The 26,778-nt window shown below is 61.4% G+C and carries 21 protein-coding genes and 5 tRNA genes; 10 read left to right on the forward strand and 16 right to left on the reverse strand.

The window, feature by feature from the left end; translation table 11 throughout:
- The first annotated feature begins 181 nt into the window (after positions 1-181).
- Positions 182-4,069, forward strand: coding sequence for a phosphoribosylformylglycinamidine synthase (purL, locus tag FE240_RS05430; protein WP_193003689.1), 3,888 nt, complete (start codon positions 182-184; stop codon positions 4,067-4,069).
- 50 nt (positions 4,070-4,119) lie between these two features.
- Here the strand turns inward: purL and FE240_RS05435 are convergent, their stop codons facing one another.
- Positions 4,120-6,378, reverse strand: a complete 2,259-nt coding sequence (locus FE240_RS05435; protein ID WP_193003690.1) for a putative bifunctional diguanylate cyclase/phosphodiesterase — start codon at positions 6,376-6,378, stop codon at positions 4,120-4,122.
- 115 nt (positions 6,379-6,493) lie between these two features.
- Positions 6,494-7,708, reverse strand: coding sequence for a pyridoxal phosphate-dependent aminotransferase (locus FE240_RS05440; RefSeq protein ID WP_042047527.1), 1,215 nt, complete (start codon positions 7,706-7,708; stop codon positions 6,494-6,496).
- Between the two features lie 369 nt (positions 7,709-8,077).
- Here FE240_RS05440 and FE240_RS05445 point away from each other — a divergent pair, with 369 nt between their 5' ends.
- Positions 8,078-8,302, forward strand: coding sequence for a DUF1653 domain-containing protein (locus FE240_RS05445; protein ID WP_042047526.1), 225 nt, complete (start codon positions 8,078-8,080; stop codon positions 8,300-8,302).
- Positions 8,303-8,338: 36 nt separating this feature from the next.
- On the opposite strand, the gene FE240_RS05450 is transcribed toward FE240_RS05445, so the two are convergent.
- From FE240_RS05450 to folD, 6 genes are all read right to left on the reverse strand, one after another.
- On the reverse strand, positions 8,339-8,596 hold the full coding sequence (locus FE240_RS05450) for a GrxA family glutaredoxin (protein WP_193003691.1): 258 nt from the start codon (positions 8,594-8,596) through the stop codon (positions 8,339-8,341).
- A gap of 77 nt (positions 8,597-8,673) precedes the next feature.
- A complete protein-coding gene (gene dacB / locus FE240_RS05455) occupies positions 8,674-10,104 on the reverse strand; it encodes a D-alanyl-D-alanine carboxypeptidase/D-alanyl-D-alanine endopeptidase (protein WP_193003692.1) in 1,431 nt (476 codons plus the stop codon).
- A gap of 9 nt (positions 10,105-10,113) precedes the next feature.
- Entirely contained in the window at positions 10,114-11,880 is a 1,767-nt protein-coding gene (locus tag FE240_RS05460; protein ID WP_193003693.1) for a DEAD/DEAH box helicase, read from the reverse strand.
- A gap of 95 nt (positions 11,881-11,975) precedes the next feature.
- A complete protein-coding gene (locus tag FE240_RS05465; protein WP_193003694.1) occupies positions 11,976-13,013 on the reverse strand; it encodes an HlyD family secretion protein in 1,038 nt (345 codons plus the stop codon).
- A 2-nt stretch (positions 13,014-13,015) separates the two neighbouring features.
- Positions 13,016-13,351 (reverse strand): DUF3302 domain-containing protein, encoded by a 336-nt coding sequence (locus FE240_RS05470; protein WP_193003695.1) that lies wholly within the window; start codon positions 13,349-13,351, stop codon positions 13,016-13,018.
- A 175-nt stretch (positions 13,352-13,526) separates the two neighbouring features.
- Complete coding sequence (gene folD / locus FE240_RS05475) at positions 13,527-14,381, reverse strand: bifunctional methylenetetrahydrofolate dehydrogenase/methenyltetrahydrofolate cyclohydrolase FolD (RefSeq protein WP_042047519.1); 855 nt, start codon at positions 14,379-14,381, stop codon at positions 13,527-13,529.
- Positions 14,382-14,606: 225 nt separating this feature from the next.
- Between folD and FE240_RS05480 the strand changes: the two genes are divergently transcribed.
- From FE240_RS05480 to FE240_RS05495, 4 genes are all read left to right on the forward strand, one after another.
- Positions 14,607-14,683, forward strand: a tRNA-Pro gene (locus tag FE240_RS05480).
- Between the two features lie 38 nt (positions 14,684-14,721).
- Positions 14,722-14,798, forward strand: a tRNA-Arg gene (locus FE240_RS05485).
- A gap of 15 nt (positions 14,799-14,813) precedes the next feature.
- Positions 14,814-14,889, forward strand: a tRNA-His gene (locus FE240_RS05490).
- Between the two features lie 42 nt (positions 14,890-14,931).
- Positions 14,932-15,015, forward strand: a tRNA-Leu gene (locus tag FE240_RS05495).
- Between the two features lie 368 nt (positions 15,016-15,383).
- Here FE240_RS05495 and FE240_RS05500 read toward each other — a convergent pair.
- Positions 15,384-15,460 (reverse strand) — tRNA-Pro (locus FE240_RS05500).
- A gap of 178 nt (positions 15,461-15,638) precedes the next feature.
- On the opposite strand from FE240_RS05500, the gene tadA reads away from it, so the two are divergent.
- Both tadA and FE240_RS05510 read left to right on the forward strand, forming a co-directional pair.
- Entirely contained in the window at positions 15,639-16,166 is a 528-nt protein-coding gene (gene tadA, locus FE240_RS05505) for a tRNA adenosine(34) deaminase TadA (RefSeq protein WP_193003696.1), read from the forward strand.
- A 107-nt stretch (positions 16,167-16,273) separates the two neighbouring features.
- On the forward strand, positions 16,274-19,963 hold the full coding sequence (locus FE240_RS05510) for a DEAD/DEAH box helicase (protein ID WP_226799012.1): 3,690 nt from the start codon (positions 16,274-16,276) through the stop codon (positions 19,961-19,963).
- 30 nt (positions 19,964-19,993) lie between these two features.
- Here FE240_RS05510 and FE240_RS05515 read toward each other — a convergent pair whose 3' ends face one another.
- The gene (locus FE240_RS05515) at positions 19,994-20,860 is read right to left on the reverse strand and encodes a DNA replication terminus site-binding protein (protein WP_193004459.1); all 867 of its coding nucleotides are present in this window, start codon (positions 20,858-20,860) and stop codon (positions 19,994-19,996) included.
- A gap of 383 nt (positions 20,861-21,243) precedes the next feature.
- Between FE240_RS05515 and FE240_RS05520 the strand changes: the two genes are divergently transcribed.
- Complete coding sequence (locus FE240_RS05520; RefSeq protein ID WP_042047516.1) at positions 21,244-21,453, forward strand: DUF1127 domain-containing protein; 210 nt, start codon at positions 21,244-21,246, stop codon at positions 21,451-21,453.
- 159 nt (positions 21,454-21,612) lie between these two features.
- Positions 21,613-22,623: a succinylglutamate desuccinylase gene (astE, locus tag FE240_RS05525; RefSeq protein WP_193003698.1), complete on the forward strand. Its 1,011-nt coding sequence runs from the start codon at positions 21,613-21,615 to the stop codon at positions 22,621-22,623.
- 58 nt (positions 22,624-22,681) lie between these two features.
- Here astE and FE240_RS05530 read toward each other — a convergent pair whose 3' ends face one another.
- The 6 genes from FE240_RS05530 to FE240_RS05555 all read right to left on the reverse strand — a co-directional run bounded on the left by FE240_RS05530 (position 22,682) and on the right by FE240_RS05555 (position 26,752).
- Complete coding sequence (locus FE240_RS05530; protein ID WP_193003699.1) at positions 22,682-24,034, reverse strand: ATP-binding protein; 1,353 nt, start codon at positions 24,032-24,034, stop codon at positions 22,682-22,684.
- Positions 24,034-24,708: a response regulator gene (locus tag FE240_RS05535; RefSeq protein WP_193003700.1), complete on the reverse strand. Its 675-nt coding sequence runs from the start codon at positions 24,706-24,708 to the stop codon at positions 24,034-24,036. The genes FE240_RS05530 and FE240_RS05535 overlap by 1 nt, the downstream gene beginning before the upstream one ends.
- Positions 24,709-24,834: 126 nt before the next feature.
- Positions 24,835-25,359, reverse strand: a complete 525-nt coding sequence (gene fldA / locus FE240_RS05540; protein ID WP_042047511.1) for a flavodoxin FldA — start codon at positions 25,357-25,359, stop codon at positions 24,835-24,837.
- A 33-nt stretch (positions 25,360-25,392) separates the two neighbouring features.
- On the reverse strand, positions 25,393-25,692 hold the full coding sequence (ybfE, locus tag FE240_RS05545; protein ID WP_193003701.1) for a LexA regulated protein: 300 nt from the start codon (positions 25,690-25,692) through the stop codon (positions 25,393-25,395).
- Positions 25,693-25,704: 12 nt separating this feature from the next.
- Positions 25,705-25,926 carry a DUF2788 domain-containing protein gene (locus FE240_RS05550; RefSeq protein WP_193003702.1) on the reverse strand — a complete coding sequence of 74 codons (222 nt, stop codon included), beginning with the start codon at positions 25,924-25,926 and terminating at the stop codon, positions 25,705-25,707.
- Between the two features lie 55 nt (positions 25,927-25,981).
- The gene (locus FE240_RS05555; RefSeq protein WP_193003703.1) at positions 25,982-26,752 is read right to left on the reverse strand and encodes an alpha/beta fold hydrolase; all 771 of its coding nucleotides are present in this window, start codon (positions 26,750-26,752) and stop codon (positions 25,982-25,984) included.
- Between the last annotated feature and the right edge of the window lie 26 nt (positions 26,753-26,778).

Genomic DNA, 26,778 nt, shown 5'->3' on the forward strand with positions numbered 1-26,778 from the left:
AGACCTCTTTTGTTGTCGAAAAAATCAACACTAGTCAAAAAAGAAGCACCTTTATACCAGAGAGTGTGCTCTCTGTCACATCGGGCTACACATGAAAAACGTTTGTCCCGCTCTGCCTGCCTCCCTATAATACGCGCGTCTTTAAATCCCCCCACTCTCGATACAAGGTGAGAAAGGCCATATGGAAATCTTGCGCGGTGCTCCCGCTCTGTCTGAGTTTCGTGTCCAAAAACTGCAACGAAGCCTGGTGGAACGCGGAGTCGAGATAACGAGCATCTATGCCGAATACATGCACTTTGCCGAGCTTGTCGATCCTCTTTCACCGGATGAGCGAGCGACCTTGGACCAGCTGCTGCGCTACGGTCCCACCATCCAAGAACATGCTCCCCAAGGTCACCTCTTCCTCGTTACTCCCCGCCCCGGCACCATCTCTCCCTGGTCTTCCAAGGCCACTGACATTGCCCACAACTGCGGCCTGACCAAGGTTAAGCGCCTCGAGCGCGGTGTGGCCTATTACGTCGAAGGGAACGTGACCGATGCCAACCGCGCCGCCATTGCCGCGCTGTTGCACGATCGCATGATGGAGACGGTGTTTGACGCCATGGAGGCGGCGGCGGCGCTGTTTGCCCATCATGAGCCGCGCCCCTTCACCCAGGTGGATGTGCTAGGTGGCGGCCGCGCTGCGCTGGCTGAGGCGAACCTGGCGCTGGGTCTGGCGCTGGCCGACGATGAAATCGACTACCTGGTCGAGAACTTCAAGAAGCTCGGCCGTAACCCGAATGACATCGAGCTCTACATGTTTGCCCAGGCGAACTCCGAGCACTGCCGTCACAAGATTTTCAACGCTGACTGGATCATCGATGGGCAGACTCAGCCTAAGTCTCTGTTCAAGATGATCAAGAACACCTTCGAGCAGACTCCGGATTACGTGTCGTCAGCCTACAAGGACAACGCTGCGGTGATGGAGGGCAGCCAGGGGGGGCGCTTCTTCCCGAGCCCGGCCACCGGTGAATACGACTACCACCAGGAGCAGGTCGACATCCTGATGAAGGTGGAGACCCACAACCACCCGACCGCTATCTCGCCGTTCCCGGGCGCGGCCACGGGCTCCGGCGGTGAGATCCGCGACGAGGGGGCGACCGGCCGCGGTGCCAAGCCCAAGGCGGGTCTGGTGGGCTTTAGTGTCTCCAACCTGCGTATCCCCGGCTTCGAGCAGCCCTGGGAGCAGGATTTTGGCAAGCCGGATCGCATCGTCAGTGCCTTTGACGTGATGCAAGACGGCCCGCTCGGCGGCGCCGCTTTTAACAACGAATTTGGCCGTCCTGCCATTCTCGGTTATTTCCGCACCTTCGAAGAGGAGGTGGAGAGCCACAACGGCCGTGAGGTGCGTGGTTATCACAAACCCATCATGCTGGCCGGCGGTATCGGCAACATCCGTCCCGAGCACGTCCAGAAGGGCGAATTCCCGGCGGGCTCGGCCCTCATCGTACTGGGTGGCCCGGCGATGAACATCGGCCTTGGCGGCGGCGCCGCCTCGAGCATGACCTCGGGCCAGTCGGCCGAGGATCTCGATTTTGCCTCGGTACAGCGCGACAACCCGGAAATGGAGCGCCGTTGCCAGGAGGTGATCGATCGCTGCTGGCAGCTCGGTGAAGAGAACCCGATCCTGTTTATCCACGACGTGGGCGCTGGCGGTCTCTCCAACGCCATGCCGGAGCTGGTGAGCGACGGCGGTCGCGGTGGCCGCTTCGATCTGCGCGCCATTCCGAACGATGAGCCGGGCATGAGCCCGCTCGAGATCTGGTGTAACGAGTCCCAAGAGCGCTACGTACTGGCGGTTTCTCAGGAGAAGTTGCCCCTGTTCAAGGCGATGTGCGAGCGTGAACGTGCCCCCTATGCCGTGATAGGGACCGCCACCGACGAGCCGCACCTGACCCTGTCTGATAGCCACTTCGACAATCAGCCCATCGATCTGCCGCTGGATGTGCTGCTTGGCAAGCCGCCCAAGATGCTGCGCGACGTGACTACCCAGCAGGCCCAAGGCCAGGCGCTGCGCCTCGATGGCGTGACCCTGGCTGAGGCCGCCGAGCGGGTACTTCGCCTGCCGAGCGTGGCCGAGAAGAGCTTCCTCATCACCATCGGCGATCGCAGCGTGACCGGTCTGGTCAACCGCGACCAGATGGTGGGCCCGTGGCAGATCCCGGTGGCCGATTGCGCCGTCACCGCCGCCACTTACGACACCTACCACGGTGAAGCCATGGCCATGGGCGAGCGTACCCCGCTGGCACTGCTCTCCCACGCCGCTTCCGCCCGTATGGCGGTGGCCGAGTCCATCACCAACATTGCCCCGACCAACATCGGCAGCCTCAAGCGGATCAAGCTCTCTGCCAACTGGATGGCCGCAGCCGGTCACCCGGGTGAGGATGCCGGCCTGTATGAGGCGGTCAAGGCGGTGGGCGAAGAGCTCTGCCCAGCCCTGGGGCTGACCATCCCGGTCGGTAAGGACTCCATGTCCATGAAGACCCGCTGGCAGCAAGATGGCGTGGAGCGCAGCAACACGGCGCCGCTCTCGCTCATCATCTCCGCCTTCGCCCGGGTTGAGGATGTGCGTAAAACGGTCACGCCGCAGCTTCGCACCGATCTGGGGGAAACCGACCTTATCCTCATCGATCTCGGTCATGGCAAGCAGCGCCTCGGTGGCTCTGCCCTGGCTCAGGTTTATCGTCAGGTAGGTGATAAGGCGCCGGATCTCGACAATCCGGTGCTGCTCAAGGGCTTCTTCAACGCCATCCAAGCGCTGGTCTCTGACGGCCGCCTGCTGGCCTACCACGATCGCTCCGACGGCGGTCTGCTGGTGACCCTGCTGGAGATGGCCTTCGCCGGTCACTGCGCTCTGAACATCGAGCTGGATCGCGTGGGGGGCGAGGTGCTGCCGGCCCTGTTCAACGAAGAGCTCGGCGCGGTCATCCAGGTGCGCCGCGAAGACAAGGAAGCGGTCATGACCCTGCTGGCCGGCCACGGCCTGGCGGCCTGTGCCCACGTCATCGGCAGTGCCGTTGAAGGGGATGAGATTGTGCTGCGCCGTGCCGGTAATGACTTGTGGCGCGAGAGCCGCACCCGTCTGCGTACCCTCTGGGGTGAGACCAGTTGGCAGATGCAGCGTCTGCGCGACAACCCAGAGTGTGCCGACAGCGAGCATGCCGCCCGCCAGGACGCCACCGATCCGGGCTTGCAGGCCAACCTGACCTACAACCCGTCTGACGACGTGGCCGCCCCCTACATCGCCAAGGGGGTCTCGCCCCGTCTGGCGGTGCTGCGCGAGCAGGGGGTCAACTCCCACGTCGAGATGGCGGCCGCGTTCGACCGCGCCGGTTTCACCGCGGTGGATGTGCACATGAGTGACATCCTCTCCGGTCGCATCGCTCTGGATGGCTTCCAGGCGCTGGTGGCCTGTGGTGGTTTCTCTTATGGCGACGTGCTGGGGGCAGGTGAGGGCTGGGCCAAGTCCATCCTCTTTAACGCTGCCGCCCGTGAGCAGTTCCAGCGCTTCTTTGAGCGCGACGATACCCTCTCTTTGGGGGTGTGCAACGGTTGCCAGATGATGTCCAACCTGCGTGAGCTGATCCCGGGGGCGGATTTGTGGCCGCGTTTCGTGCGTAACCGCTCCGAGCGTTTCGAGGCCCGCTTCAGCCTGGTCGAGGTGCAGCACTCGCCGTCGGCCTTCTTCGCCGGCATGCAGGGCTCGGTGATGCCGATTGCGGTGTCCCACGGCGAAGGCCGGGTCGAGGTGCGTGATGCGGCCCACCTGGCGGCGCTCGATGCCTCCGGTCTGGTGGGGCTGCGTTTTGTCGACAACCGTGGCGGCGCCACCGAACGCTATCCGGCCAACCCGAACGGTTCACCGCTCGGCATTACCGCAGTGACGACCACAGATGGCCGTGCCACCATCATGATGCCGCACCCGGAGCGGGTGTTCCGTACCGTGGCTAACTCCTGGCACCCGGACAACTGGGGCGAGGACGGTGCCTGGATGCGGATGTTCCGCAACGCCAGGGTTCGCCTCGGCTAAGTAGTTGCAGTGATGAAAAGACCGGCCTTGTGCCGGTCTTTTTTTATGAGTCAGTGGGAGGGGGGATTGGGGACAGGATCGGGACGCTGCGGGATCCGAACCATGGGGGGCGGTGCTCTCGGTGCGCCGTGCCGCGCCAGCCATTCGCGAATTTCAGGCAACGGCATGGGTTTGGCAAACAGGTAACCCTGCATCAGGTGGCAGCCGAGTGCTCGCAGCCGCTGCATCTCTTTTTCGGTCTCGACCCCTTCGGCAATGACCTGCATGTCCATCTCTTGGCTGATGAGCAGCACCGCCTTGACCAGCCGCTCATCACCGAGCTCCAGTGTTTGAGTGAAGCTGCGATCGAGTTTCAGGGTATCGATCGGCAGGGTTAGCAACCGCTCGAGGGAGGAGTAGCCAGTACCAAAATCATCCAGATGCACTTTGAAGCCGGCATCGCTCAGTTGACGCAGTTGGTTGATCAGAAACTCGTTTTGCTCGGCAAACAGGCTTTCGGTCAGCTCGAAATGAACGGCCGAGTGGGGGACGGCACACTCGTCGACCAGCGTGCATAAGCGCGGCACCAGATCGGGCTGCATCAGTTGCAGCACCGAGAGGTTGATGTTCAGGTTGAGTTCGGGCCAGTGCTCGCGCAGTGCCGGTAAGGCGCACAGTGCCTGCCGAGCGATCCAGATCCCCATGGGGATGATGAGGCCGGTCTCTTCGGCCAGGGCGATGAAGTCACTGGGCGGTACATAGCCTTGGTCACGTGGCCAGCGCACCAGTGCCTCGACCATGACGACGCTGCCATCGCGGGTATCGAGGATCGGTTGGAACCAGACCTCCAGTTGCTGCTCATGTAGCGCTTGGCGCAATGCCTGCTCGGCGTGCAGGCGTTCACTCACGCTGTGATGCATGGCATCGCTGTAGATACGGTAGTGACGACGCCCTAGCCGCTTGGCCTCATACATGGCCAGATCGGCATTGCGCAGCAGTTCAGAGCTGCTCAGCGCCGGTTGGTAGTAGGCCACGCCGATGGAGGCACTGAGCTGCACCGCCGTGTTGTCAAACAGCAGGGGATGATGATCCATATCTTGCAACACTCGTTCGGCCAGCCGCTCGGCACCCTGACTCTGATGGGGAAGCAGACAGAGGATGGCAAACTCATCACCCCCGAGACGAAACAGCGAGTCGGAGCCGCGGGCCAGATTCATCAACCGTTTGGCGACCAGAGCCAGCACCCGATCACCCCGCTCGTGGCCGAGGCTGTCATTGACCACCTTGAATTCATCTAGGTCGACCAGAAGCAGGGCCAGGGTCAGTTGAGGGGTCTCTTGTAGAGCAGGGATGTGCCGATCGAGCAGCTCAATGAGCCGTTTGCGATTGCCAAGACGGGTCAAACCATCGCGGCGGACCTCGTCAAACAGCCGGTGCTGGGAGTGACGCAGTTGATCGGCCATGGCGTTGAGAGAGAGTGCCAGGGTATCGAACTCGTCACGGCCCCGTACCGGCCAGCGGGGGAGCGGCGCGCTTCCTTCACCCGGTGAAATGGCGAGCCGTGAGAGTTGGGTGAGGCGACGCAGGATGAGCCGCTCGATCAGCAGCGCAACGGCGGCGCAGAGCAGGGCCGCCAGCAGCGGGATAGCGAGCAGTAAGGTGCGGTTACGCTCGGTCAGCCACTGTTGCAAGAGGGGATCGGGCTCGGTGGAGACAAACAGGGGGGCTCCGGAGGCGGAGGAAAGCAAGCGGCGAGATGGCTGGGCCACAGGACGGGTTGGGGAGAAGAGCAGCGCCGCCCCGACGCTGCGCTCCAGCGCCGTGCGGGCTGCGGCATCGAGCGGCTGACCGATGAGCAACCTGCCGGCATTACCAGTCGGGATCTGCCGTGTCAGCACGGGAAGCGCGTTTTGCCAGATGATGTGGGGGCCAGATAGAGGCCTGCTGGAGGCTGAAAATGACAGCCACCATGGCCAATCCTGGGCGTGCATGGCGCGTATGCGCTCCCCTTCGCGAAGAAAACCCAATTGGGGGTGGCCAGCGCTATCTTGCCACAGGGCAAAACGGATCTTGCTGGCGCCTTGCAAGAGGGGTTGGCGCGCCGCCGCTTCCGCCATGGCGAGCCGCTTGGCCTCTGTGGCCAAGTGTCGCAGCTCATTGCCAAGCAGGTCATCGGTGCGTTGCAACACCCTCTGCTGCTGATCGATCAGCAGTTGCTGGCTGCTGCGCTCGAGGAGCCACGCAGTGATGCCCCAGCCGAGTATCCCGGCTAGCAAGGTGATCATCAGCAGGTAGAAATAGGCCCGTTTGCGCAGGCTGCCGCTCAACATGATGTGCTCTTATGGCGTTATCCCGTGTTTCCTAACAGTAGGAGCCGAGTGAGGCGGTAGCAAATTTCATCATGCCAGAAACAGACAGGCCACCCTGAGGTGGCCTGTGGCGAATTTACTGGTGGTAGCCCTTGAGGAAGCGGGCGAGGCGGCCGATGGCGTCTTCCAGCTCCTCTTCGCGGGGCAGGAATACCAGGCGGAAGTGATCCGGCGCCGGCCAGTTGAAGCCGGTTCCCTGCACCAGTAGCAGCTTCTCCTGTTGCAGCAGGTCGAACACCATCTTCTGGTCGTCGCGGATGTCATACACCTTGGGGTCGAGGCGCGGGAACATGTAGAGCGCCCCCTTGGGCTTGACGCAGGAGACCCCCGGGATCTCATTGAGTAGCTCCCACGCCTTGTCGCGCTGGCGGCGCAGGCGCCCCCCCGGCAGGATCAGCTCGTTGATGCTCTGATAACCCCCAAGGGCGGTCTGGATGGCGTGCTGCATGGGCACGTTGGCACACAGGCGCATGGAGGCCAGCATCTCCAGTCCTTCGATATAGCCCTTGGCACGGCCCTTGGGGCCGGTGATGACCATCCAGCCTTGGCGGAAGCCGCAGGCGCGGTAAGCCTTGGAGAGGCCGTTGAAGGTCACCACCATCACATCGTCGCACAGGGTACAGACGCTGGTGTGGGAGATGTCGTCGTAGAGGATCTTGTCGTAGATCTCGTCGGCGAAGATGATGAGGTTGTGCTGGCGGGCGATCTCGATCACTTCCAGCAAAAACTCGCTGCCGTAGACGGCGCCGGTCGGGTTGTTGGGGTTGATCAGCACCAGGCCGCGGGTGCGTGGGGTGATGCGGGCGCGGATGTCGTCGAGATCCGGATACCAGTCGGCCCCTTCATCGCAGCGGTAGTGCACCGCATGGCCGCCGGAGAGGGTGACGGCGGCGGTCCACAGCGGGTAATCGGGGGAGGGGACCAGCATCTCGTCGCCGTTGTTGAGCAGCGCCTGCATGGCCATCACGATCAGCTCGCTGGCGCCGTTGCCGATGTAGATGTCGTCGATGTCGACCTTGCGCATCCCCTTTTGCTGGTAGTACTGCATCACCGCCTTGCGCGCCGAGAAGAGGCCCTTGGAGTCGCAATAGCCTTGGCTGAGCGGCATGTTGAGGATGACATCCTTGATGATCTCTTCGGGTGCATCGAAACCGAACGGGGCCGGGTTGCCGATATTGAGCTTGAGAATGCGATGGCCTTCGTCCTCGAGACGACGGGCTTCCTTGTGCACCGGGCCGCGAATGTCATAGCAGACATCGTCGAGCTTGTGCGACTTGTCGATAGTGAGCATGGTCGGGGTGGATCCTTGCCTGTTGTGGCCTAGCTGGCGGGAGTGCCGATTTAGAATCAAATCTTTAGTTACCCTATTCTTCACAGAATTGAATGCCACCACAATCCTTGTGACAGAGGAATTAGCTGATTTCTCATGTGGTATCAGAGTTTATCGATAATCTGCTTTAGCACGATGCTTTGTATGAAAAGACATCTTCGGCAGATTGTGGTGTCACCGTACGATAACGGCAGATGCATCACCATTAATGCCGCCATTGAATGGGAGGAAATCCTCATCCAAAAAAGTCGTGGAGCTTGCCCGGCAAGAGTGGCAGAGTTGCCGCATTCATGCCGAATGCCCGGGCTGACCGGACATGCCAAGGAGTAGATGATGGTCGATAAACCGGTGCGCGCCGGACGCTGGCGCCACTTCAAGGGCGGGCTCTACGAGGTGCTTACCGAGGCACAGCATACCGAACGGGAGGAGCGGCTGGTGGTCTATCGCAGCCTGGAGAACGGGGCTATCTATGCCAGACCCAAGTCGATGTTTCTGGAGTGGGTTCGCCACGAGGGACGGCTGATGGCGCGTTTTGCGCCACTGGAAGAGGAATAAAGCAACGGCGCCTTCGGGCGCCGTTGTCGTGGTGGCTCAGGCGCCCAGATTGGCGCGGGCGTAGGCCTCAAAATCGGTGCAGCCACCGATGTGCTGCTCGTCCAAAAAGATCTGCGGCACCGTGCTCACCGGCTTGCCTGCCATGGCGGAGAGGTCATCTTTGCTGAGCCCCTCGGCCTGGATATCGGTATAGCTGAAGGTGAAGTCGTCACGCTGCTCGCTCAGCTGCTCGGCGAGTTGTACGGCACGGACACAATAGGGGCAGCCGGGACGGCCATAGATGGCGACAAACATAGTGTTCTCCTGTCAGTAGTGCCCCGTCAGCATAATGGGTGGTCGCTGCGGGGCAAAGTGCAAAGATCCGATGGCCCTTATTGAGCAATCTGGATGGGCTGGTTCTGGTAGATGCTCTCGAGCACCCCCTTCTCGAAGGTGGTCCATGGCCAGCGAGCCTTGCTGGCGCGATAGCGCTCATGGGTGGTCGGGTCCAGCGACAGGGAGTTTTGGAACATGACGAACGCCTTGCGCTGGCCGTTGGCGGTATCGATGAAACCGACCAGGTTGGAAGCCCCGGTCACGGTGCCGGTCTTGGCATGTACCCGGTTCTTCATGAAGGGCGCGGTGACCGAGCCGCGCCAGGCCAGGGTGCCATCGACTTGTGAAGAGGGCAGCAGGCGGATGAAGTTGAGGGTGGCGTCGTTACGCTGGATATAGGCGAGCACCGCCAGCATCTGGCGAGCACTCACCAGGTTATGGGCAGAGAGCCCCGAGCCGTCGGCCAGACTGGCGTTATCGAGGTTGATCCCCGCCTTGCCGAGGATGGCCCGTACCGCCTTGGTGCCGCTTCTAAAGCTGCCTGGCATGCCGTAGTAGTGGCGACCGACGGTCTTGAGGAAGGTGTCGGCGTAGAGGTTATCAGAGCGCTTGAGCATGTGGGCGAGCAGCTCAGGCAGCGCCTTGGAGCTGTGGCTGGTCAGGGTCTCGGCTCCTACCGGCGCCTGGTGGGTCAGGCGCAGGGCGCCGTCGTGGCTGATGCCGGCGCGATCCATGGCCCAGCGAATGTTGTCCCAGCCCCAGGCTTCCACGTCATAGATGGCAAAGCGCAGCCCCTGTGGCTCCTTGTTGGGCGAGATGCAGCCGCGCAGGTCGTAGTGGTTGCCACGCGCCATGTCCACCTCAAGGGCGCAGGACTGGCGGGCCATGTCGCCATAGCTCATCACATCCAGGTTTTCGGCACTGATGCTGATGGGCACCCCGCTCGGGCCGCTGGCGCTGGCCGGTTGGCCAATTTGGGTGGCGGTGACGGTGCCATAGGCGCAGTTCTTGTCGATGATGACGGAGGAGACTGGAGCGGTGAAGCAGAGGGATTGATCCCCCCACGACCAGCCGTTGCCACGCTCATAGCCGTTGTAGGCGCCGGTGTTGACGAACACATTGCCGGTGATGCGCTTGACGCCGATCTGCTTGAACATAGTCAGCAGATCCATGCGGCTCAAGGTCGGGTCGCCGACGAAGTTGATCCAGAGATCCCCGTTCAGGGTCTCGCCGCTTTTAGCGCCCGGCTGGGCTTGGATCTCGGTGACAAAACGAAACTCTTCACCCAACTGAATGCGGGCGGCCAGCGCCGTGATCACCTTCATGGTGGAGGCCGGCGTCATGAGATCGTCGAGGTTGTGCTGGTATTCGAGGCCACCTGCGCCCATGACGGCGATGGCGGCATGGCCCCCCTTGGGAGGCGTCAGCGGAGCAGCCTGGGCTGCGAGGGAGAAAAGAGCGCAAAAACCGATGAGAAACCGCTGCATGAAGGATCCTTACTCGTCCCGGGCGCTGTCGGCGGTCCGATAGCGTCCCTGGTAGTCAAATATTTTCTCTTTGATTTGCCAAAAGCGCCCCGACTGGCGTGCGATCACGAAGTCGGGATGCCGGAATTGGGGTTCGGCGGCCAGCACAGCATCAAGGGAGGCGAACTGGGGCTCCAAACCAGGAGCGCGCCAATGATGACGCACAAAGACCTGTTGAAACAAGCGCCGTGCGGCCGGTGTGGCAAACGAGTAGTAGTCGGTGAGGGTGGTGCCGTCCTCGTCGTGGTAGGTCACCTCGAGTCGCTCCCCCTGTTTGCCCATCCCCTTGGCAAGGGAGAGGCCACTGCAACGGATCACCATGCACCCCTTGAGGTTGAGGGCGGCCTTGAGTTGGTCATCCGGATCGACCAGTACCTGATCGCAGGCATGGCAGCGGCGGGCGGCGATGTCGTTCTCGGCGCCGCAGCCAGGACAGATCTTGGCGCGAAAGCGGTAATCGCACTCCTCGCGCGCCCCCTCGTCATCTTCCAAAAAGCCCTGACAGCGCCGGCCGTAGTGCTCGATCACCTGGCCCTCTTCATCCACCTTGCCCCAGAAGGTGTTGGCAAAGCCGCAGGCGGGGCAGGGCACCTGCACCGGCACACTGTCGCCTTTGGGGCGGGGCTCGCCCACCTCGGGATCGAACAGGTTGATGTTGTTGCCGGCGTAATCCACTACCAGACAATCCTGTTTGCCGGGGGCCAGCCGCAGGCCGCGCCCGACAATCTGCTGGTAGAGCGACACCGAATCGGTGGGGCGCAGCAGCGCGATGAGATCCACATGGGGGGCATCGAAGCCGGTGGTGAGCACCGAGACATTGACCAGGTATTTCAGCTCGCGTGCCTTGAAGGCTTGGATGAGGGTGTCGCGCTCCGGCCCCGGCGTTTCGCCCGTCACCAGCGCCACCGCCTCGCCTGCCTCACTCAGGCGGGTGGCGATTTCGCGGGCGTGCTCGACCGTGGCGGCAAAGATCATCACCCCCTGCCGGTCATGGGCGTAGTTGCGGATCTGCTCGAGGATGTGGGGCGTGACCCTGGCCTGACGCTTGATCTCACGGTTGACCTCGGCATCGTCAAACAGGCCGCCGGGGCGGGCCGCCAGCTTGCTGAAGTCATAGTGAACGATGGGGGCATCGATGAGGCGCGGCGGGGTCAGGTAGCCGTTTTTTATCATAAAGCGCAGGGGCAGCTCGAACACGCAGTCGCCAAACAGCCGCTCGCCCCGGCTCTTGACCATGCCGTGGTAGTGGCGCCGGTAGATCCATCCCAGCCCCATGCGGTAGGGGGTGGCGGTGAGCCCGAGGATCTTAAGGGCGGGGTTGCTGGCTCGTAGGTGCGCCATTACCTGGTGGTACTGGCTGTCATCGTCGAGCGAGACCCGATGGCACTCGTCGATGATGAGCAGGGAGAAGGCACCATCGAAGGCATCGAGGTTGCGTGCCACCGACTGCACCGAACCGAACACCACCTGGGCGCTCGACTCCTTGCGTGCCAGCCCGGCGGCGAAGATGTCGGCGTTGAGCCCCCATGCCTCGTACTTGGCATGGTTCTGCTCGACCAGCTCTTTCACGTGGGCCAGCACCAACACTCGGCCACGGGCCTTGCGGGCCAGTTCGGCGATCACCAGGCTCTTGCCAGCGCCGGTCGGCAGAACCACCACGGCGGGATCGGCGTGGCGGCGAAAGTGACGGATCACGGCATCGACCGCATCCTGCTGGTAGGGGCGTAGGGTAAACATGCGCACCGGACGGGCTGGAAAGACAGGGGGGCCATTATAGGCCAATCGAGGGGAAGGTGAAGGGCGCGGCAGGCTCAGGCCTGCCGCACCGGGGATCAGTGGAAGGGGAAGAGGTAGTTCATCCAGCTAGCCATGCGCAGCAGCACCTTGCGCATCACAGAGACGTGGTGGAAGTGCTGGGTATAGATGGCCGCCTGGCCGCTTGAGCCGGCGATGACTTGGTACTCCTGCCAGCGTGGATCGGTGATCTTGATGCGCACCGGCAGCCGACCCGGCTGCATGGCTGAGCTCTGATCGATGAGGTTGCTGTTGGCCTGGACGTTACCCGCCGCGATGGCCGGAATGACCGCCTCGACCTTACCGGTGAAGATTTTGCCGGGAATGCCGTCGATCACCACCTCAGCCTCGTCACCCACCGCCAGTCGCTGCATGCTGTTTTGCCAGAACCAGCCCACGTAGGCGCTCTCATCCTCATGGATGAAGGTCATCACGGGACGGTACATGAAGGGGGTGGCAATCATGCCGGGGCGCAGGGCAAGTTGCACCACGTGGCCGTCGCTGGGGGCCTTGATCACGGTTTGGTCGAGCTGGTAGTTGGCCTCGCGCCACTGCGCCTTGACGTCATCCAGCGTGGCCTGTTGCTGATCGAGCTGGGCGGTCAGATCGTCCATGTTGGCCTGGCTCACGTCGAGATCCCGTTGTTTGCCGATGCCGCGGCGCATCAGCTCGGCGGCGCGGTCGCGGTCGAGTTTGGCCGAGCGCAGGCGGGCCGTGATGGACTTGAGCTGCTCTTCGTTGGCATCGACCCTGGCCTCTAGGCTGGCGAGGCGCTGGCGAAACGGCTCATCATCGATGCGAAAAAGCACGTCACCCTTTCTCACTTTTTGGTCGGCGGTGACGGCGACCTCGCTCACTCGGCCCTTGACCAGCGGGACTATGGGGGTCGAGACGTAGTAGTTGCGGGCCATCTCAGAGTAGGGGTGGTTGTAGTTCATCACCATAATGAGGGTGCCGATGAGCACCACGCCCCCCAGTACGGCGGTGGGTACCGTCCACTTGTTGAGCGGGATACGGAAGATCTTGAAGATGGCGACGCAGAGGGCGGTGTAGGTAAGAATCAGCAGCAGATCCATGATTAGTGCCCCTTCTCTTGGATCAGCGTCTCGAGACGGCTGCGCAGGGTAGCGACTTCATCGTGCAGCGCCGCCAGTGACTGCTCGTCTCGTTGCAGGCGCTGACCGAAGCCCCAACCCCGATCGTCCCGGTAAACGGTGGCCCAGATCCAGAGAAATGGCCAGATGACATGCAGGGTGAACAGGCTCACCCAGCCGGCGACGTGGATGGCATCCTGATGGGGGTGATTGCGATGTTTGGCAATCTCGTAGGGGATGTCGTGCAGGGCGATGATGCCGTAAAACAGCACGATCGCCACAAAAAAGAGCAGGCCGAGGGCAACGTAGTCGAGCACCATAGCGGGGTCTCCGTCATGAACCGTTCCGGACGACATGTCGCGGAAGTGATTCAATCATGGCAGGTTTTTCGTGGTGCAAACGTCGCCGGGCGCTGTTCTTGCCGGATGCAGAAATCGTGCTATGGGAGGAGGGGAATCAAAGAGGTGCCGCCGGACGAGCCGGCGGCGGGCAGGCTTAATCGTGGTATTGCTCGCAGGCGAGCAGGGTGTTCTCGATGAGGGAGGCCACCGTCATGGGGCCGACCCCGCCGGGAACCGGGGTGATGAAGGCGGCATGGCTACGGGCGGTTTCGTACTCCACGTCCCCAACCAAGGAGCCATCGGGCAGGCGATTGATGCCGACGTCGATGACGATGGCCCCAGGCTTGACCCATTCACCGGGAATGAAGTTGGGCTTACCCACGGCCACCACCAGCAGGTCGGCGCGGCGCACATGGGCCTCGAGATCCTGAGTGAAACGATGGCAGGTCGTCGTGGTGCAGCCGGCCAGCAGCAGCTCGAGGGTCATGGGGCGGCCGACGATATTGGAGGCGCCCACCACCACGGCGTGCAGACCGTGCGTCTGAACACCTGTGGTCTCGATGAGGGTCATGATCCCCTTGGGGGTGCAGGGGCGCAGGGCCGGGATGCGTTGAGCGAGGCGACCGACGTTGTAGGGATGGAAGCCATCCACATCCTTGTCGGGGCGGATGCGCTCGATCACCAGGGTCGAGTCCATCTGGGGCGGTAGCGGCAGCTGTACCAGGATGCCGTCGACTTCGACATCATCATTGAGTCGGTCGATCAGGGCGAGCAGCTCTTCCTGGCTGGCCTCGACACTGAGATCGTAAGAGCGGGAGACAAACCCCACCTCTTCACAGGCGCGACGCTTGCTGCCCACATAGACCTGGGAGGCCGGATCGCTCCCGACCAGGATCACGGCAAGGCCCGGGGCGCGCTTGCCCTGTACCACCCGATCCTTGACCTGGGTGGCCACCTGGTTGCGAATCGTTTGCGCCACCAGTTTTCCATCAATAATCTTGGCTGACATAATCCTCAACTCAACGTCTTCACAATGGCGGCGCATTGTCGCATTTTTTACCCTTCTCCGACAGTGGCTTGATCGCGCTCACAATATGTAGGCTGCGGTGTGAGGACAATAAGTAGACATTTGAATTTATTGATGGAAAAAGTCGTTGACGCTGGCTTTTGCGCTTGGGTATGATGCCCGCCCGTTGCCTGGTACGACTTCTGTCGTTATGCTGGCAGCATGTGTCGGTGATTAGCGCAGTCTGGTAGCGCATCTGGTTTGGGACCAGAGGGTCAGAGGTTCGAATCCTCTATCACCGACCACCTTTTACAGGTGGAATGCCTGAATAGATGAAGACAGTGCGCCCTTAGCTCAGTTGGATAGAGCAACGGCCTTCTAAGCCGTGGGTCACAGGTTCGAATCCTGTAGGGCGTGCCATTTTTATCTGCTGTGGTGGCTGTAGCTCAGTTGGTAGAGTCCCGGATTGTGATTCCGGTTGTCGTGGGTTCGAGCCCCATCAGCCACCCCATCATTACCGTTGGCGGCATTGCGCGGTCGACGACAACGCTTCGCGGAAGTGGCGAAATTGGTAGACGCACCAGATTTAGGTTCTGGCGCCTTAGGCGTGTGGGTTCAAGTCCCTCCTTCCGCACCATGAAAATGGAAAAAGAGACCCGGCATCAGCCGGGTCTCTTTTTTTGTATGGAATCATTCGTCATCCGGCTCTGCTAGGTCGATGATGTCGAGCCGCACTTCCTGGGCGCTCTCTTCTTCGCTGGTGATCGGCTGTGAGGGAAGGGGCGGGTATGGGGTCATGTCGCTTGCCTCTGTAGGGAATGAGCAAGCCGGCAGGGTGGTCTCCTTTCACCGTTTCACGTCCATGGCATCAGTTCCGGCGTGAGAGCGCGCACAATAATTGTCACAGGTGAAAGAGTCAACTGGTTCTGTGTGAAAAACGCACTTTTTCTCTGATCGCAGACGCAAAAAAGCCCTGTCCGTGGACAGGGCTCTTGCGGGGAATGATGGTCGGCGTGAGAGGATTCGAACCTCCGACCCCTGACACCCCATGACAGTGCGCTACCTGGCTGCGCTACACGCCGACGAGGTCAGCTAAGCTGACGGGGGGCAAGTCTAATGATCGGGTTACATCAGTGCAAGTCCTTTTTTATCAATACCATGCCGTTTGCTTCTTTCTTGTTCAGCGGGGGTGGGCTTGGGTTGGCGCCCGACTTTTGCCATAATCCGCGGCTTAACTTTCAACGCAGACCGGAAAAGAGCATGACCTTCTCCTCATCACGGCAACGGGACGAACACTGGATGCGCCATGCCATGGTGCTGGCCGGGCGGGCCGAGGCCATCGACGAGGTGCCTGTCGGGGCTGTGGTGGTGTTGGGTGATGAGATCATCGGTGAGGGGTGGAACCGCTCCATCAGCGAGCACGATGCCTGTGCCCACGCCGAGGTGATGGCCCTGCGAGCCGCCGGCCAGCACATGGGTAACTACCGGCTGGTGGATGCCGAGTTGTTCGTCACACTGGAGCCCTGCTGCATGTGTGCCGGCGCCCTGATCCACAGCCGGGTGGCCAGAGTGGTGTATGGCGCGCACGATGCCAAGACCGGCGCGGACACGTCCGTTTTTCAGCTGTTGCAGGACACTCGCCACAACCACCGCATCTTGGTTGAGGGCGGGGTGTTGGCCGATGCGTGTGCAGCCCAGATCTCCGCTTTTTTCCAGCGCAGGCGAGCCGAGCAGAAGGCGGCCAAGGCATTGGCCCGCCTGGGCGCGCAAGCGAATCCGTCTGACTAAATCCCGCTACGGCGGGATTTTTTTGTCTCCTTTGTTAGGTCAAAGGGTCGAGTCGGCCCGGGTTTGGCGCTAAAATTATGCCTTTTCCGCAGTCTGGATCCTGTTTCGTGCTACGCCTCTCGTCCCTGCAATACGATATCCTGACGACCCTGCTGGTTCGCCGCCCTCTCTCTACCACACATCTGGTGGCTCTCTTTCCCGGTTGCAGCGATGCACTGGCCGAGCTGGTACGAGAAGATTTGGTGCGCGAGCGAGGCGAGGGCGTGTGGGCCATCGCGGCGCAGGGAACGCTGAGCCTGCTGCTGGCCATTCGCAGTGGACGTTGTCCCGAGCCGGCCTGGCCGGAGGCGCTGGGCTGGCTGGCCAGCCTGCTGGAGGGCACTGAGCACTTGCCGGCCGCGTTACCCCCCTTGTTGACCGAGCTGCTCGATGAGCCGAGTGCCGGGGCCTTGCTGGCCCCCGCCGCCCCGGCGTGGCAGGCGCTGATGGTGGACTATTGGGCTGCCCAGGCACTGCTTGAGGCGCGTCCCATCGACATTGAATCTACCCGGCTGACGCCCGCCGCCCAGGCCAGATTGGCGCTGTGGCAGGGGGAAGAGGCATGGTGGCTCGAGCAGGCGGCCGATCTCCCTCACTGGCGGGCTTTTTCCGCCCTGTGGTCTCACGATGAGGTGGCGCTGACCCAGCTGGAAGAGGCATGGCAGACGCGCCCCGATGCACCGCTGTTCTCGTCACTGGTCTGGCTTGGGCTGGCGCAGCAGCATGATCCCGTGCTGGCCATGCGCGAGCGCAAAGGCACCTTGGGGCTGTGCGGTCATCAAAGCGTGCTGGCCGATGCCTTACTCCAATGGGATGGAGAGCGCCACTCGGTCGGTCTGTTTGAGATGCTGCAACTGCCCCCCGACGAGATCTTTTGGGGGCACCTGTGGATCGATCTGTGCGCCCTGAGCCGCCATGGCGAGAGCAGCGCTGCGTTGCAGGCTCTGCGCAAGTGGCCGCTCGACGATCTGCTCGGGGCCACGGCGCGCCACCGTCTGATGGCTTTGTGTCAGGAGCTATTGCGACTGCTGCTGGGTATGCCGGTGGCACGCGGTGTGCTGGCGGGGATCGACACCTGGCGCGAAGAAGAGGAAGAAGAGGGCTCACAGGGCCAGCCGGCGGGCTGGCTCGGTTGGTTACAGGGGATTGGCCGCAGCAGCCAGCTTGGCAAGATAAAAGAGCGGCTGGTGTGGAACTTAAGTGCCGAAGGGCCGACGCTGGAGTGCCGCATTCAGAAACTGGGGGTCAAGGGGGAGTGGACGGCAGGACGACGGGTCGATCTGGCGCTGCTGGCCGCCCAACACCCCTCCCTGCTCGATGAGCAGGATTGGGCCCTTTTGCATCAATTCGGTCAGGAGGGGCGCCACTGGTCGCCCGAGTTCTGGGGCCTGCTGGCCGCTCATCCTCAGCTCTACAACGTGCAGGGGCAGCGGCTGCAACTGGCGTTGACCCAGCCACTGCTCTACCTGACGCAGGAGGGGGCCATTCGCCTCTATCCCGAGGTGGGGCAGGGGGCCACCGTGTTGCCGCTGGCCGCCGATCTGTGGCAGGTGGTGCAGTTGCCGCCTGAGCTGAGCGAGTGGCTTCCGGTCGATCGGCGCTGGCCGGTGGCTGAATTGCCTGCCCTGGCGGATCGTTTGAATGCCCTTGAGACACTGCACTGGTGCGCCGAGGAGGCCGCCCTCGGTGGCAATGCCCGTTTGCACCCCTGGCCGGGTGAGCCAGGCGTGCAACTTGACTGGCGTAAGGGGGTGCTTTCGCTCTCTTGCGTGACGCAAGGGGAGCGAACCCCGACGCTGCCGCTGGGTCACGGCGACGCGGTGGTGCGCAGTGATGTGCGCAGTGCCGACTACTGGCAAAGGGACATGGCGGCCGAGCAGGCACAGTGGCAGCACTTGTGCCAGAGTCTGGGGCTGGCACGGCCCCGCCTGGCGTGGCAGTTGGAAGAAGAAGAGGCCATCGACGCGATCGGGCTGTTACCCGAGTGGGTGGCCAAGGGGGTGAAGATCTTCTGGCATGACCAGAGCCAGCGCTTGCGTAACCTCGACGAGACTACCCTGAGCCTGCGTATCGAGCAGCGCCAGGAGTGGTTCGCCCTGGAGGGGAGCGTGGCGCTCGACGAGCATCAGGTGCTGGACTTGCGCCTGCTGCTGCGCCAGTTCCGTCCCGGTCAGAAGACGGTGATGCTTGATGAACACACCAGCTTGCTGCTCAGCGATCAACTCTCGGAGCGGCTCACCCTGCTCGGGGCCATGCTCGATGAGGAGCAGCGCTTTAGCCGCCGGCTTGCTTACCCGCTGATGCGTCTGCTCTCGGCCATGTCGACCCAAGGGGACAAGGCGTGGAGCGAGTTACAGGCGGAGTGGGCCGAGCCAGCTACCTGTCCTGCCCCCCTGCTTGAGGGGCTGCGCGATTACCAGCGCGAGGGGGTCAACTGGCTGGCGACCCTGGCTCGCCACGGCTTTGGGGCTTGTCTTGCCGATGACATGGGCCTTGGCAAGACCTTGCAGGCTCTCACTATGCTGCGGATGCGTGCCAGTGAGGGGCCCGCGCTGGTGGTGGTGCCCAAGTCGGTGCTCACCAACTGGCAAGAGGAGGCGGCCCGCTTCGCCCCCGAGCTGGAGGTGGTGACCCTAGATCAATCCTATGGCTGCGCCCATCTGGTGCAGGAGGCGCGCGCCGGTCAGTTGGTGCTCATCAACTACGGCCTGCTCTCGAGCCTTTCTGAGCCGCTGAAAAAGGTGAGCTGGGCCTCGCTGGTCATCGACGAGGCGCAGCAGATCAAGAACGCCGGCACCCAGCGCGCCAAGATCCTGACTCAGCTCGATGGAGCGTTTCGTCTCGCCCTCTCCGGCACCCCGGTAGAGAACCATCTGGGCGAGTTGTGGAGCCTGTTTGCCTTCATCAACCCCGGCCTGCTCGGCAGCCAGCGGGATTTCAAGCGCCGCTTCGGCCGTGCCGGGCGCGATCCCCAGCACATGGCGCTGCTACGCTCGGTCATCCACCCCTTCGTATTGCGCCGCCTCAAGCAGGAGGTGCTCTCCGAGTTGCCCGAGAAGACCGAGATCGTGCATCACATCGCCCTCTCTCAGGCCGAGCGGGAGCTCTACGAGGCGACCCGGCGCGAAGTGGTGCAGCGCATTCAAAGCAGTGACGGGCGTACCCTGATGCACGTGCTGAGCGGGTTGACCCGGCTGCGCCGCCTGTGCTGCTCCCCCCATCTGGTGCTGCCTGACTGGCAGGCCGAGAGCAGCAAGCTCGATGAGGCGATGGCGCTGCTGGAAGAGGCGATCGACGGCGGTCATCGGGTGCTGGTGTTCAGCCAGTTCGTCGATCTGCTGACCCTGCTGCGTCAGCGTCTTGAGGAGCGCAACTGGGAGTACTGCTACCTCGACGGCGCCTGCTCCATGAAAGAGCGGCAGCAGGCCATCAGCCGTTTCCGCGACGAGGCGGTGCCGCTGTTTCTCATCAGCCTCAAGGCGGGGGGCACAGGGCTCAACCTGACCCAGGCCGATACCGTGCTGCACCTCGACCCTTGGTGGAATCCGGCGGTGGAGGATCAGGCGAGCGACCGGGCCCACCGTATGGGCCAGACCCAGCCGGTGACCGTCTATCGCCTGGTGTGCGCCGAGACGGTGGAGGAGAAAATAGTGGCGCTGCACGGGGAGAAGCGAGCGCTGGCCGACAGCCTGCTGAGCGGCCAGTCACAGGCGGGGCCGCTCGATATCGAGAGCCTGCGCAACCTGCTGCTCGGTTAATGTGAAAAGGGCCCCGACGGGGCCCTTTGCTTAGGTGGCGGATGGCTCGTCACGCACGTAAATGTGCATCCGCTCGATCAGTACCCGCTCGGCGCCGCGACGATCGCTGCGCGGCTGACGGGGCCGGTTGGGGTAGTCGGTCAGTGGCTTGGCCTTGGGGGAGGCGTCACTGCAGATGATGAGCGGCAGGCTCGCCTTGACCTGCTGCTTGGCCGGGGCGCGATCGCCCCAGCGCAGATTGGCCATGGGGTGGGTCTTGATCGGACGGCGGATACGCAGCTCGGCGCCGGGCCCGAGCCGCCTGACGTCCACTATCTCCCGCTCGACCCGTTGCAGCCACTCCTCTTTGGTCATCAGCCCCGGCACATAGCCTTGGCTGCGCTCGAGCATGGCCAACACCTCACCCTTCTCCAGCTTGCGGATCGCCTGCTTGTCAGCCCAGGTGAAGCCGATCGCCAGCAGATCACCGGTATAGAGGGCGAGCTGGCGGTAGACCTGCAATGTGATGGTCCCGGGCAGAGCCTGATGCACCAGTTGGAACTTGTCATCGCGCCCGCCTGCCCGCTGCACCTCCTCCTGAAAATGCGCCTTGAGTTGGTTGATGTGGGCAATGCGGGGCGCGATGTGCTGGGCGCTGGCGGCGGGATAATGCAGCCAGCCGGGCAGACGTAAGGTGGCCTTGGCCGAGCAGCCGGGGCGCAGGGTGTGTTCGCCGAAGGCGCGGATGGCGGCCTCGAGCGCCTCGGGCCCCTCCAAGGTGCCCACCGGAATGTGCTCGATGGGATCTTCTTCACACCCCTGTGCCACCCCAGGCAGAGGGTGCACCCTGGCTTGTCGCAGTGGCGCTTGGCGCAGCAGGGTGCCGAGCTCGGTTAACGAGTACTCCAACTCATTCATCAGGGCGCGCAGGCGGGCGATGGGGGTGAAGGTCTCGGTCAGGATCACAGGCTCTCCGATTGTTACCAAAGCGATCAATTTGTCATCAAATCAGAAACATACACGGTAATCGATGTCGAGATGACGGGGAAGCCCTGTCGCCCTTCATGCATAATTCCGTACCACGGCAGCATAGTTTACCAAGGGGTGACCAGCATAAAACACTGTGGTCGTTGTTAGTGGTAATCAACTAGATATAACTCATTGAAAATAAATAAATTAGTATTCAAGTGTTGGGCAAAACAACCATTACTTTTACTAATGATTTGTATCAAAATTCGTCAATTGAGACGGCTTCGGGGCTCTCCTAGACTTTGCGCAACATAATTCAAAGGAGCCTCATCATGGCAAACATCACTTACGCCGACGTCGGCTATGAGCATAAGGGCGAAGTGTCCATGCTGGCCCGTCTCAAGCACACCCTGTTGACCTGGATGGAGCGCAGCCGCAGTCGCCGCCAGTTGGCTGAAATGCCGGCCTACCTGCTGCGTGACATCGGCCTGACCGAAGCCGATCGCTATCAGGAGACCGTCAAGCCGTTCTGGCGCGGTTGAATGCAAGGGCATGGATGCCCCGCCCTTCCTCCTCTCTTTCCTGTTTTCCCTCTCCCTGCCTGCCATTCGGTTACTTTACTGTTTGAAAATGTTGAATAAGTTGTGATGCTAAAGGCGCCGCACCTATAATCGGGCATCGTTGCGAACTGTGAGGTTAGCATGATTCCTGAGCACGACTTTCTCGCCCTGAGCCGCGCCAACGAGTGGCAGCTCGAGCCTTTCAGCTTCTCCTTGCCCGGCGGTGATCGCGCCGAGGTGTGGGATACCGGCGTGCTCTGTATCGAGCCGCAGGCTCCCGGCGCCAAGGCGGTGATCCTCTCTTGCGGGGTTCACGGCAACGAGACCGCCCCCATCGAGATCTGTAACCAGTTGCTGACCCGTCTGCTGTCGGGTGAGCGGCAGGCCCGCCAGCGTACCCTCTTCATCTTCGGGAATCTGGCCGCCATGAATCTCGGCGTGCGCGAGGTGGAGGAGAACATGAACCGCCTGTTCAGTGGCGCCCACAGTCGTGGGCCGGGCCTGTGCAATCGGGAGCGGATGCGGGCTAAGCGGCTCGAGCAGTATGTGGCCCGCTTCTTTGCGGGGGGCGGCTGCGAGCGCTGTCACTACGATCTGCACACCGCCATCCGTGGCTCGCGCCATGAGAAGTTTGCCGTCTATCCCCGGCTGGGGGAGGGGCGAGACTACAGCCAAGAGCAGGTGCGTTTTCTCGGGGCCTGCGGTGTGCGCACCTTTTTGCTCTCCGAGAGCCCCACCACCACGTTCAGCTACTTCAGCAGCGAGCAGTTCGCGGCTCACGGCTTTACCGTTGAACTCGGTAAGGTGCGCCCCTTCGGTGAGAATGACATGACCCGTTTCATCGAGGTACGCGGCGCCCTTGAGGCGCTGATCACCGGGGATGCGGTACCGCTCGAGCCGTGGCGGGCCGACGATTTCCTTTTCTTTCGCATTGCCCGTGTCATCAACAAACAGAGCGAGGCGTTTCGCTTCCTGTTTGCCGACGATGTCGAAAATTTCACCGAGTTTCCCCGTGGCTTTGTGCTGGCCGAGGATGGGGCGACGCGCCACCTGGTAGAGGCTGAGCGTGAGGCGGTGGTCTTTCCCAATGCCAAGGTGGCGCTGGGGCAGCGCACCGCATTGATGGTGGTGCCGACGACCCTTTGGCCCTGAGCCGGGCTAATAAAAAAGCGCCCATCGGGGCGCTTTTTTTAGTTTATCTGCAACAGACTCAGGGCAGTTCCAGCGTAAAGCAGGCTCCGCCCAGTGCTGACTCGGAGATGGCGATGCTGCCACCGTAGGAGTCAACGATCTCAGAAACGACGGCAAGGCCGATACCCTGTCCACCCGAGCTGTCGGCACGAACGCCGCGCTGGAAGATGCGATCAAGCTTCTTGGGCTCGACGCCCGGCCCATCATCCTCAATGGTGATGCGGATCCGCTCACCGTGGCGACGTAGCGTCACTTGCACCTGGGAGATGGCAAACTTGCAGGCATTGTCGAGCAGGTTACCCATCAGCTCCATCAGATCGCCCTGATCGCCATTGAACAGGACATCATCGTCAAACAGGAAGCGGGTTTGCAGCCGCTTGTGCTGATAGACCTTGGCCAGACTGGCCAGGAGTTTTTCAATGAGCGGGATCGGCTCGACCCCACGCTGACGTAACCCCTGACGACCGGCTACGGCACGGCGCAGCTGATACTGGATGATCTGATCCATGGTCAGCACCTGTTCGTTGAGGTTGCTGCTCGCCTCCTTACCTAGCCCCGCATCCTGCGCCGTGATTTGGATCAGGGCGAGGCGGGTTTTCAGGCTGTGGGCCAGATCGTTGAGGGCATGCTGATAGCGCAGAGTCTGTTGGCGCTCGTTTTCCAGCAGCTGGTTGACCGACTCGGTGAGTGGGGTCAATTCACGCTCATAACCGCTGGAGAGCGACTCGCGCTTACCTGCCCGGATCTGGTCGATTTCACGGCGCAGCTTATAGAGTGAACGCAGGGTCCAGCGCGTGCTGAGCAGCATCACGCCAATCAGCAGCAGATAGGCGGCGGAGGATTGGCGAATTTTCTGCATCAGGTAGATGTGCAGGTCTTCAAGGTATTGCTTGGCGGAATCAATCATCACCACGTAGTAGGTGACGGGGCGCCCCTCTTCCTTGCGGGTGAAGCGGATGCTGTAGATGAAGTACTCGCCCTCTTTGACCTCGAGATACTTGAAGAAGTAGTCGCGATCCTGGCGCTTGAGATAGTTCACCAGATCGTTGCAGAGCGTCTCTTTGAGCGCGATGACTTCGGGTAGATGCAAGTTGGACCAGCGCAGCTCCCCGTCGGAGCGACAGATCATGGTATCGAGGCTGGGATCCATCGAGTTACCGTTGATAAGCGACATCTCCTTCTCATCCTTGACCAGCTCTGGTGGGCGATTGGAAGAGAGCAGCCGGGAGAGGTTTTGGTTCATGCGGGCGCTGTAGTCGCGGGCACGTTCCTCAGCATGGGTCTGGTAGAGGGCATACACTGCCACGGCGGTGACAAAACCTATCACCACCATGGAGCTGAGCATCAATTTTAGATGAAGTGATTTGCGCATTAGCTGCACTGTAAATTGAAGATATAGCCTTGGCGACGGATGGTGGAGATGGGCTGGATATCGCCAGTGGGATCAAGTTTTTTACGCAGGCGGCTCACCATCACCTCAATGGTGTTGGGATCGCCTTCACCGTCACCATAAAGCTGATCGAGCAGTTGCTGCTTGGAGACCACTTGGCGGGCACTGCGCATCAGGTATTCGAGAATGAGGTATTCGAAGCTGGTGAGTACCACCACTTCCCCCTTGACCGTGAGCTCCTTGCGCGACAGATCAAGTTCATAGTCCCCAGCCTGTACCTTGGGCGAGATAAAGCCGGCACTGCGGCGCATCAGGGCGTTGAGGCGGGCCAGCAGCTCGTCTTTTTGGAACGGCTTGACCAGATAGTCATCGGCGCCCGCCTCCAGGCCTTCTACCTTGTCTTGCCAGTTGCCACGCGCGGTGAGAATGATGATGGGGAAGGGGATATGCTGTTCGCGCAGAGCTCGGATCAGACTCAGACCATCCATATCCGGTAACCCGAGATCGATAATACCCACATCGATGGGATACTCATGCGCGTAGTGTTGTGCCAGTTCGGCTTGGTGGGCGCTGTGAACTTGGTTTCCCGCCTCGGTCAGTACCGTAGTGAGGTGGTGGTTGAGCAACTTATCATCTTCGACCAGCAGAATCTTCATCGTAATACCCGGTAGGCTTATCAATCACATACACATATGAGGACAGGTGGCTCTATTGTAATAGATGAGCCTGAACCGAAACTGCACGCCATAGGAAAGCCCCGCATTTGCGGGGCTTTTAGTCATTTATTCCAGCTCGGAGAGACACATCTCTTCGTGCAGCTGTTTGCACCAATTCTTGACCCGTTCGGCGGTCAGCTCGGGCTGGCGATCCTCATCGACACCGAGGCCGATGAAATGCTTGTCGTCGACCAGCGCCTTGGAGGCCTCGAATTCATAACCGTCGGTCGGCCAGTGGCCGATGATGATGGCGCCGCGCGCTTCAACGATGTCGCGCAGGGTGCCCATGGCATCGAGGAAATACTCGGCATAGTCTTCCTGATCGCCGCAGCCGAAGATGGCGACCAACTTGTCGTTGAAGTCGATCTCTTCGAGCTCGGGGAAGAAGTCATCCCAGTCGGCCTGGGATTCACCGTAGTACCAAGTCGGGATGCCGAAGATCAGCAGATCGAAGTTCTCGATATCGGCCTTGCTGCTCTTGGCGATGTCGTGCACTTCGATCAACTGCTTGCCCAGCTCTTTCTGGATCATCTTGGCGACGGCTTCGGTGTTACCGGTATCGCTGCCAAAAAACAGACCTACACTTGCCATGGTGTCTCGTTACCCGTATGTGGTGTTGATTTCTCAGCGGGATGAACTCGCCTCGGCGGCCAGTTCGTCCAGCTGTTGCTTCAGGATAGATTGGATCAGTTCGGCGCGACTCATGTTGCGGCACTCAGCCAGTTGATTCAGACGCTCCAGCAGGTGTGCCTCCACCTTCAGCTCGACCCGTTTCAGACCGCGCTCCCGATCGCGCTTGAGCTGATTGCGCTTATTGATCTTGAGCTGTGCTTCACGGGGGAGCGGGTTGGTTTTCGGCCGACCGGGGCGCTTATCATTGGCGAACAGATCCAGTGTGGTTCGATCAGTTTGCTGTTTGGCCATACCACTTCTTTATCAGCCGATCCCTGCGCCTTCCCAGCTCAGTTCGATCAGGCCCTTGGCGACAAAACCCGCGCATCCCAGAAAAAGTACCAACCAGACGATGAGGCGGCCGAAAGGGGGCACATTCCCCCGTTTGAGCACGTCCTGGATGGCGAGACCGATCAGAAGAAAGACGATCACAAAAAAGGCTTTGAGACCGATACTTTCAATCAAATCAATGTGTTGGCTCAACATGAGATGCGCACACTCCTTATGACCGGCGCACTATAGCACATAGGCGCTTGATCTGTTAACCGCCGCCGGCCAGGAATTCGGTGACCAAGCGATTGAATAATGCCGGCTTTTCCGCATGCAGCCAGTGGCCGGCCGGGGCCACCACCCGGGCCCTGACAGCCGGAAACTGAGCCTGTACCGTCTCCTGATATTCGGGTTGGATGTAATCGGATTCTGATCCCTTGATCATCAGCGTCGGTCCCTCGTAGCGCGAGTCAGGATCGGGCCAGCCCATGATGTTGGCGTAGTTGGCGATGAGCGCAGACACATTGAAACGCCAGCCCCAGCCGTGCTCTCCCTTGGTAAATGACTTGAGCAAAAATTGGCGCACTCCGGGCTCGCGCACATGCTCGGCCAGGATCAGGTCGGCCTCGCTGCGGCTCTGCGGCGCGGCGGCCTGCACGGCCTGCAAGCCGGCAAAGACATTGCGGTGACGGGCGTGGGGGTAGGCGACTGGCGCTATGTCTACCACCACCAGTCGCTCAACCCGCTCGGGCGCCTGTTTGGCGAGCTGCATGGCAATTTTGCCGCCCATGGAGTGGCCAATCAGTGTGACGCAGGGGAGTGCCAGCGTGTCGAGCAGGGCCAGCAGATCGGCGGCCATCACTGGATAGCTCATCTCATCGGCATGAAACGAGGCTCCGTGGTTGCGCACGTCGATGCTGATGACATCACACTGTTCGCTTAACGGGCGGGCCAGCAGGCCCAGATTATCGAGGCTGCCAAACAAACCGTGGATCAGCACCACCGGTTTACCCTGGCCTTGGCGTTTGTAATTAAGTTGCAAAATTACCGTCCTATTTCGCGCTCATG

The sequence above is a fragment of the Aeromonas simiae genome (assembly GCF_014892695.1).
Lineage (GTDB): Bacteria > Pseudomonadota > Gammaproteobacteria > Enterobacterales > Aeromonadaceae > Aeromonas > Aeromonas simiae.

Coding starts and splice junctions, on each gene's coding strand:
- purL (WP_193003689.1), top strand. CDS start 182: ATGGAAATCTTGCGCGGTGCTCCCGCTCTGTCTGAGTTTCGTGTCCAA.
- FE240_RS05520 (WP_042047516.1), top strand. CDS start 21,244: ATGGCAAACATCACTTACGCCGACGTCGGCTATGAGCATAAGGGCGAA.
- FE240_RS05530 (WP_193003699.1), bottom strand. CDS start 24,034: ATGCGCAAATCACTTCATCTAAAATTGATGCTCAGCTCCATGGTGGTG.
- astE (WP_193003698.1), top strand. CDS start 21,613: ATGATTCCTGAGCACGACTTTCTCGCCCTGAGCCGCGCCAACGAGTGG.
- ybfE (WP_193003701.1), bottom strand. CDS start 25,692: ATGGCCAAACAGCAAACTGATCGAACCACACTGGATCTGTTCGCCAAT.
- FE240_RS05445 (WP_042047526.1), top strand. CDS start 8,078: ATGATGGTCGATAAACCGGTGCGCGCCGGACGCTGGCGCCACTTCAAG.
- FE240_RS05450 (WP_193003691.1), bottom strand. CDS start 8,596: ATGTTTGTCGCCATCTATGGCCGTCCCGGCTGCCCCTATTGTGTCCGT.
- FE240_RS05460 (WP_193003693.1), bottom strand. CDS start 11,880: ATGTTTACCCTACGCCCCTACCAGCAGGATGCGGTCGATGCCGTGATC.
- FE240_RS05465 (WP_193003694.1), bottom strand. CDS start 13,013: ATGGATCTGCTGCTGATTCTTACCTACACCGCCCTCTGCGTCGCCATC.
- FE240_RS05470 (WP_193003695.1), bottom strand. CDS start 13,351: ATGGTGCTCGACTACGTTGCCCTCGGCCTGCTCTTTTTTGTGGCGATC.
- fldA (WP_042047511.1), bottom strand. CDS start 25,359: ATGGCAAGTGTAGGTCTGTTTTTTGGCAGCGATACCGGTAACACCGAA.
- FE240_RS05440 (WP_042047527.1), bottom strand. CDS start 7,708: ATGCTCACTATCGACAAGTCGCACAAGCTCGACGATGTCTGCTATGAC.
- FE240_RS05515 (WP_193004459.1), bottom strand. CDS start 20,860: ATGAATGAGTTGGAGTACTCGTTAACCGAGCTCGGCACCCTGCTGCGC.
- folD (WP_042047519.1), bottom strand. CDS start 14,381: ATGTCAGCCAAGATTATTGATGGAAAACTGGTGGCGCAAACGATTCGC.
- tadA (WP_193003696.1), top strand. CDS start 15,639: ATGACCTTCTCCTCATCACGGCAACGGGACGAACACTGGATGCGCCAT.
- FE240_RS05435 (WP_193003690.1), bottom strand. CDS start 6,378: ATGTTGAGCGGCAGCCTGCGCAAACGGGCCTATTTCTACCTGCTGATG.
- dacB (WP_193003692.1), bottom strand. CDS start 10,104: ATGCAGCGGTTTCTCATCGGTTTTTGCGCTCTTTTCTCCCTCGCAGCC.
- FE240_RS05550 (WP_193003702.1), bottom strand. CDS start 25,926: ATGTTGAGCCAACACATTGATTTGATTGAAAGTATCGGTCTCAAAGCC.
- FE240_RS05535 (WP_193003700.1), bottom strand. CDS start 24,708: ATGAAGATTCTGCTGGTCGAAGATGATAAGTTGCTCAACCACCACCTC.